We start from the raw sequence: 6,415 nt of genomic DNA, 5'->3' as shown, positions 1-6,415 counted from the left end.
CTCTCCGTTGAAGACTCTCAACCAACCCCGAAGGGCTAATCGGAAGAATTAACCAGAGTCCGAAAACCTTGGCAAAATCAAACGCCAGCAAAAAGATTTGCTGACTAAATGTCCGACCTCAACACACGGGGGGCGTGAGGCCGGAACCAAATTAAATATTTGGCACTGACATTCATCGACACACTATTGAGTTCTCAAAGAACACACGCACAAGCCATCTCCCGGGCGCTGAGCCCGTTCGATCAGCTAGGCAACTTTTCAAGCTTAGCCCCAGCCGCGCAGCAGAACCAAATCCGCTGGTTGGTTGGGAGCTAGTGTGATCATCAGGCGCTCTCGTCTCACCGGAGTCGGTGTCCGTGTCGCTCTGACCTGGAATAAGTTACGTGTTGGTGGTTCGCATGTCAAATCGCCTGTTCAGGAGCGTTTTTCGCAAACACGTACCGACATGAGCTGTTCAGTCTGCCGTTCCGACGCGTTCGATCTCGGCCCCTAGGGACCGCATGTTCTCCACGAAATCCGGGTAGCCCCGGTCGATGTGGAAGACGTCGTGCACTTCGGTCACCCCGTCGGCGACCAGACCCGCGAGCACCAGGCCCGCGCCGGCGCGAATGTCCGAGGACCAGACCGGCGCGCTCGACAACCGCGGAATCCCGCGCACCACAGCGTGATGCCCATCGGTCCGGGCATCCGAGCCCAGCCGGATCATCTCCTCCACGAAACGGAAGCGCGCCTCGAAGATGTTCTCGGTGATCATCGAGGTGCCGTCGGAGATGGCGGCCAGGCCGATGGCCATCGGCTGCAGGTCGGTGGGGAAACCCGGGAAGGGCAGCGTCGAAAAGTTCACGGCACGAGGCCGATCCGACTGCACCACCCGGAAACCGTCCGGTTCGAACGAGATTCGCGCCCCCGACGACCGCAGCTTGTCCAGCACCAGCGAGAGATGCTTCGGGTTGATACCCGTCACCCGCACATCCCCCTGCGTCATCGCCGCGGCGATACCCCAGGTCGCGGCGACGATGCGATCACCGATCACCCGGTGCTCGGTCGGCGACAGCTTGTCCACGCCCTCGATGGTCAGCACCGAGGTGCCGGCGCCCGCGATCTTCGCGCCCATGCGGATCAGCATGTTGCACAGATCCACGATCTCCGGCTCGCGCGCCGCATTGTCGATGACCGTCTCGCCCTCCGCGAGCACCGCGGCCATCAGGATGTTCTCGGTCGCACCCACCGACGGGAAGTCCAGGCGGATCCGCGCACCCTGTAGTTCCTCGGCACGCGCCACCAGGCAGCCGTGCTCGATCTCGCTGGTGGCACCGAGTAACCGCAGGCCGGCCTGATGCATGTCCAGCGGACGCGAACCGATGGCGTCACCGCCCGGCAACGCCACCACCGCACGCTTGCACCGCGCCATCAGCGGACCCAGCACACACACCGACGCCCGGAACTGCGTCACGGCCGGAAAGTCCGCGTGGTACTTCGGTTCCGGCGGCGTCGCGATCGTCACGGTCTCGTGGTCGACCGTGACATCGCAGCCGAGGCCGCGCAGCACATCCGCCATCAACGGCACATCCAGGATGTCCGGGCAGTTCGTGATCGTGGTCGTACCCTCGGCCAGCAGCGCTGCGGCCATCAGCTTGAGGACGCTGTTCTTCGCGCCGCCGACCGCGACCTCACCGACGAGCGTGCTGCCCCCGGTCACCAGAAACCGTTCACTCACGGGGGTCAGCCTAGTGGTCCTCTCCCGCGCCCGTGGCTTCTCCGCCCGGCCGCCAGAGGATGTCGCCTTCCGGATTCGCGACCCGGCCGAGAATGAACAGCAGGTCGGACAGCCGGTTCAGGTATTTCGCGGGCAACACGCTGGTGTCGTCCGGGTGCGCATCGACCGCGGCCCACGCGGAACGCTCGGCGCGCCGCGCCACCGTGCGCGCCGTGTGCAGCAGCGCGGCCAGCGGCGTGCCGCCCGGCAGGATGAACGAATTCAACGGCGCCAGAGGCTCATTGAACTCATCGCACCACTGCTCGAGCCGGTCGATATAGGGCTGGGTGATGCGCAGCGGCGGGTACTTGGGGTCCGCGACCACGGGGGTGGAGAGGTCCGCGCCGGCGTCGAAAAGGTCGTTCTGTATGTGGCGCAGCACAGTCAGAATCCGCTCGTCCGGCTGACCCAGAGCAATCGCCACCCCGAGGGCGGCATTGGTCTCGTCACAGTCGGCGTACGCGATCAGCCGCGGGTCGGTCTTCGGCACGCGCGAGAAATCGCTGAGGCCGGTCGTCCCGTCGTCGCCGGTCCGCGTATAGATCCGCGTCAGGTGCACACTCACGAGATCACCGTAACCGGTTCCCACACAAACAGGACCTGTCCCCGTCGCAATAGCGACGGGGACAGGGAACTCGCGAGGTGGATGGGTGCTGTCTCAGTGCGCGGGCCGCCGCCGGATACGTTCGGACGGACGCGACTCCACCCAGGACAGCAGGGCCGCCAGCGCGCCCCGATCGAGGGCCAGCTCGTAACTGCCGTTGCCGTCGGAGATATTGACGATCGCCTCGTCGGTCATGATGTCGTATTCGTCCCCATCGGGGGAGCGCCGCGGACCCACCTCGATCGCCAGGCGACGCAATGTCGAATCGGGACCGAGCTTCAGACTCGAGAGTTTGTAGAAGACGAGGGTGTCCTCGTCATAGCGGATCAGCCCGTGCCGCCAGCCGCCGCCATGCCCGCGAGCAGGCAATACGCGCAGCAACGCCGCCGTCCCACCACGCCGCAACATGATCAGCCGATAGGTGGAAGCCAAGGCCAAGGCGACAAGCAACAGCACCAGAATGATCAGAAGCACCATCCCGGTTTGCAATGCCGCTCCGTCCCTTCGATTCGCGTCGGTCGAACCACCCGGCCGATGGCCGGACCCCGCGTGTATTCGGTCGATACTAGCGACCGCCGAAACGCCGGGTCCGGCCATCCACCGAATGTGACGTATGACCAGGTCAGCTGTGCCCGAAGGCTCAGCCCATACTGAACGGCTGACCCCACACGGTGACGTCACCGATCTGGGTATCGGTATAGGCCGAGATCAGCACGAACGACCGCGCCTGCGCGTAACCGCCGCAGCCGTTCACCTCGAACGCCTCGTCCACCCAGGACACGCTGGCGTGCGGACCCGGAGTCTTGTTGTAGCGGTTGTGCTTTTCCTGGCCGTAGTCGTCGGGCGCCTCGAGGTCGAGCATCAGCCGGGCGACCGCCTGCCCGGGCCCCAGGGAGAGACCGCCGCCGAAGGTCTGGGACGGGGTGAAAGAAGGCGCGCCGCCACCGGTACCAGGCGCCCCCGTGCCGGTGCCGCTCTCGGACTCGCTGAACTGGCCGATATCGACCTGACAGCCGACCACGTATCCGGGTGAGATCTTGATGGTGCTGGTCGCCGCGCTCGGTCCCGAAATGTCCACGCTGCCACGTCCGGTCACCCATACGTTCCGGTGCGCGGGCGTCGATCCCATCGAAGGACTGATCTTCGCCGATTCATTGTCGATCCGGACCGTCACCACGGTGCCGTCATCGAGTGTGCGGCTGATTTGCCCGCCGGGCAGCGGAATGAACGTATCGGCATTTGCCGCACCCCCGGAACTCGAACCCCATACCACCGCGGCAGCCATGGCGACGCCGAAAACCTTGCCGCCCCGCGCGTATTCAACCCTGCCGAACATACGATCCCTTCGCGTCGGAGTGAATACGGATCAGCCGATACTGAACGGCTGGCCGTAGAGCGAGACCTTGGCGTAGTCGGCGCCGATGATCTCGACCACCGAGAATTGCCGGGCCTGCGCGAATCCGGCGCAGCCCTGCACGTCCATCGGAACGTCCTGGTATTGAATGTGATACGTGCCGCTCTTGGGCGTATCGATATTGTCGATCTGCACCCACGCCACCTGCCCCACCGACAGCGGGAAACTCACGCCGCCGCTGATGGCGGGCGAGGTCGGGCTGATGGTGAACCCCGTCGACGCACTCAGCGCACCCAGCGCCACCTGACAGCCGACGATGTAGCCGACGGTCAGCCCCGAGGAGCCGTGCGTCGAAGAGTTGTTGGTACCGGGGAAATTCTTGGCGCCATTGTTCGGCCCGATGGTGCCGTCCGGGGTATCCACCTCCGCGGTGATATTTCCGGAGACCCAGGTCGAGCGGCCGGCGCCGTTGTCCGCCAGCGAGGGCGAAACTATCGCGCGCTCACCGCGACTCGTGATCTTCACGCCGGAACCCTCGATATGCCCGTCCGGTAGGGCCACCCAGGCGTCGGCGTTCGCCGCACCGGGTGAAAAGAATCCGATGGCGACCATCGTCGCGACGGTCGTGATGATTCCGCGGAGTGCCCGCGACGTACGTACAGCTCGAAACCCGCTCATTCACCCCTCGCTCTGCGCATGCTCATGACGGTAAAGCTGGGAAGTGCTTGTAATAGCTAAGGTTTAGCCAGATGCGCCAGATCACAGAGAGGACCGGCGAAAGAATTCAATCACACCGCTATCAATAGAAAAAGCAGCGGCCCCAGGAAAATCCTGGGGCCGCTGCCTATTTGCTCTCGGGCAACAGCGTCAGTGCGCTGCCGCCGCCTTCTCCAGGGCACGCAACCGGCCCTGCGCCTCGGCCTTCGCCGCCTCACTCGCATCCGCATCGGCGAGCACGGCCTTCGCGGCCGCCTCGTCGATATCGCCCGCGAACTCGGCGGATTCGGCCAGCACGCGCACCGCGCCGGCCGTGACCGAGAAGAACCCGCCGTGCACGGCAGCGACAATGCGCTCGCCCTCGACGGAATCGATGGTCACGGTGCCGCCCTCCACGAGCTGCCCGAGCAGCGGTTCGTGGTTGGGCATGATGCCGATCTCACCCTCCGTGGTCTGGGCGGAGACGAAACTCGCCCGCCCCGACCACAGCAGTCGCTCGACGGCGACCAGATCAACAGACATATCCGCCATTGGACTACTTCCCGGCGATCTTCTTCGCGGCCGCCTCGACATCGTCCAGGCCACCACAGGAGTTGAACGCCTGCTCCGGCAGGTGGTCGAACTCGCCCTTGCAGACCCGATCGAAGTCGTCGATGGTCTGCTCCAGCGGCACAACCGAACCCGGCTGACCGGTGAACTTCTCGGCCACGATGAAGTTCTGGCCGAGGAACTTCTCCAGCCGGCGGGCACGGCCGACGAGGACCTTGTCCGCCTCGGAGAGCTCGTCCATACCGAGGATGGCGATGATGTCCTGCAGCTCCTTGTACTTCTGCAGGATCCGCTTGACCTCGTTGGCCACCGCGAAGTGCCGATCGCCGACGATCGACGCCTCGAGAATACGAGAGGTCGAGGTCAGCGGGTCGACGGCCGGGTAGATGCCCTTCTGCGAGATCGGGCGGGAAAGCTCGGTCGTCGCATCCAGGTGGGCGAAGGTGGTCGCCGGCGCCGGGTCGGTGTAGTCGTCGGCGGGAACGTAGATCGCCTGCATCGAGGTGATCGAACGGCCACGGGTCGAGGTGATCCGCTCCTGGAGCTGACCCATCTCGTCCGCCAGGGTCGGCTGGTAACCGACCGCCGAGGGCATACGACCCAGCAGGGTCGAGACCTCGGAACCGGCCTGCGTGAACCGGAAGATGTTGTCGATGAACAACAACACGTCCTGGTTCTGCACATCCCGGAAGTACTCGGCCATGGTCAGGGCCGAGAGGGCGACGCGCATACGCGTGCCCGGCGGCTCGTCCATCTGGCCGAAGACGAGGGCGGTGTCCTGTAGGACGCCCATCTCTTCCATTTCCAGGTGGAGGTCGGTGCCCTCACGAGTACGCTCGCCGACGCCCGCGAACACCGAGGTGCCCGAGAACTCGCGCGCGATACGGGTGATCATCTCCTGGATCAGCACGGTCTTGCCGACACCGGCGCCACCGAACAGACCGATCTTGCCGCCCTTGACGTACGGGGTCAGCAGGTCGATGACCTTGACACCGGTCTCCAGGATCTCGGTCTTACCCTCGAGCTGGTCGAAGGCGGGCGGCTGGCGGTGGATGCCCCACTGCTCGCCGTCGCGGCCCAGGCCGGGGGTGTCCAGGCAGTCGCCCAGGGCGTTGAACACGTGGCCCTTGACGACGTCACCGACGGGCACCGAGATCGGCTTGCCGGTGTCGCGCACCTCGACGCCACGCACCAGACCATCGGTCGGCTGCATGGAGATGGTGCGAACGATGTTGTCGCCCAGGTGCTGTGCGACCTCGAGGGTCAGGGTCTTCGCCACGGACGGGAGCGCGATGTCCACGTTCAGGGCGTTGTAGAGCTCCGGGATCGAACCACGCGGGAACTCGACGTCCACGACGGGTCCGATGACGCGGGAGACGCGGCCTGTGCCGGCGCCAACCCGGGTTTCGTTAGTGACAGCTGCGGTCATTGCTTC

General features: G+C 65.0%; 7 protein-coding genes. All 7 read right to left on the bottom strand.

The window, feature by feature from the left end:
- Positions 1–454 precede the first annotated feature (454 nt).
- Positions 455–1,717, bottom strand: coding sequence for a UDP-N-acetylglucosamine 1-carboxyvinyltransferase (murA, locus tag ACIP5Y_RS44905; RefSeq protein ID WP_400359781.1), 1,263 nt, complete (start codon positions 1,715–1,717; stop codon positions 455–457).
- 10 nt (positions 1,718–1,727) lie between these two features.
- The gene (locus ACIP5Y_RS44900) at positions 1,728–2,321 is read right to left on the bottom strand and encodes a cob(I)yrinic acid a,c-diamide adenosyltransferase (protein ID WP_400359779.1); all 594 of its coding nucleotides are present in this window, start codon (positions 2,319–2,321) and stop codon (positions 1,728–1,730) included.
- A 93-nt stretch (positions 2,322–2,414) separates the two neighbouring features.
- On the bottom strand, positions 2,415–2,837 hold the full coding sequence (locus ACIP5Y_RS44895) for a DUF2550 family protein (protein WP_400359777.1): 423 nt from the start codon (positions 2,835–2,837) through the stop codon (positions 2,415–2,417).
- A 163-nt stretch (positions 2,838–3,000) separates the two neighbouring features.
- Positions 3,001–3,696 carry an MspA family porin gene (locus ACIP5Y_RS44890; protein WP_400359776.1) on the bottom strand — a complete coding sequence of 232 codons (696 nt, stop codon included), beginning with the start codon at positions 3,694–3,696 and terminating at the stop codon, positions 3,001–3,003.
- Positions 3,697–3,726: 30 nt separating this feature from the next.
- Entirely contained in the window at positions 3,727–4,326 is a 600-nt protein-coding gene (locus ACIP5Y_RS44885) for an MspA family porin (RefSeq protein WP_400359774.1), read from the bottom strand.
- Between the two features lie 255 nt (positions 4,327–4,581).
- Positions 4,582–4,962 carry a F0F1 ATP synthase subunit epsilon gene (locus tag ACIP5Y_RS44880; protein WP_397007103.1) on the bottom strand — a complete coding sequence of 127 codons (381 nt, stop codon included), beginning with the start codon at positions 4,960–4,962 and terminating at the stop codon, positions 4,582–4,584.
- 4 nt (positions 4,963–4,966) lie between these two features.
- A complete protein-coding gene (gene atpD, locus ACIP5Y_RS44875) occupies positions 4,967–6,409 on the bottom strand; it encodes a F0F1 ATP synthase subunit beta (protein ID WP_397007101.1) in 1,443 nt (480 codons plus the stop codon).
- Positions 6,410–6,415: the final 6 nt, after the last annotated feature.

Origin of the sequence: Nocardia sp. NPDC088792, from assembly GCF_044750615.1 — a bacterium.
Taxonomy (GTDB): domain Bacteria; phylum Actinomycetota; class Actinomycetes; order Mycobacteriales; family Mycobacteriaceae; genus Nocardia.
The sequence above is the reverse complement of the archived record's forward strand: the minus strand, read 5'-3'. Positions and strand labels throughout refer to the sequence as shown.

What these genes read in the sequence shown, in the direction of transcription:
- ACIP5Y_RS44895 (WP_400359777.1), bottom strand. Translation starts at nt 2,837, where the DNA reads ATGGTGCTTCTGATCATTCTGGTGCTGTTGCTTGTCGCCTTGGCCTTG.
- ACIP5Y_RS44885 (WP_400359774.1), bottom strand. Translation starts at nt 4,326, where the DNA reads ATGGTCGCCATCGGATTCTTTTCACCCGGTGCGGCGAACGCCGACGCC.
- ACIP5Y_RS44890 (WP_400359776.1), bottom strand. Translation starts at nt 3,696, where the DNA reads ATGTTCGGCAGGGTTGAATACGCGCGGGGCGGCAAGGTTTTCGGCGTC.
- atpD (WP_397007101.1), bottom strand. Translation starts at nt 6,409, where the DNA reads ATGACCGCAGCTGTCACTAACGAAACCCGGGTTGGCGCCGGCACAGGC.
- ACIP5Y_RS44880 (WP_397007103.1), bottom strand. Translation starts at nt 4,962, where the DNA reads ATGGCGGATATGTCTGTTGATCTGGTCGCCGTCGAGCGACTGCTGTGG.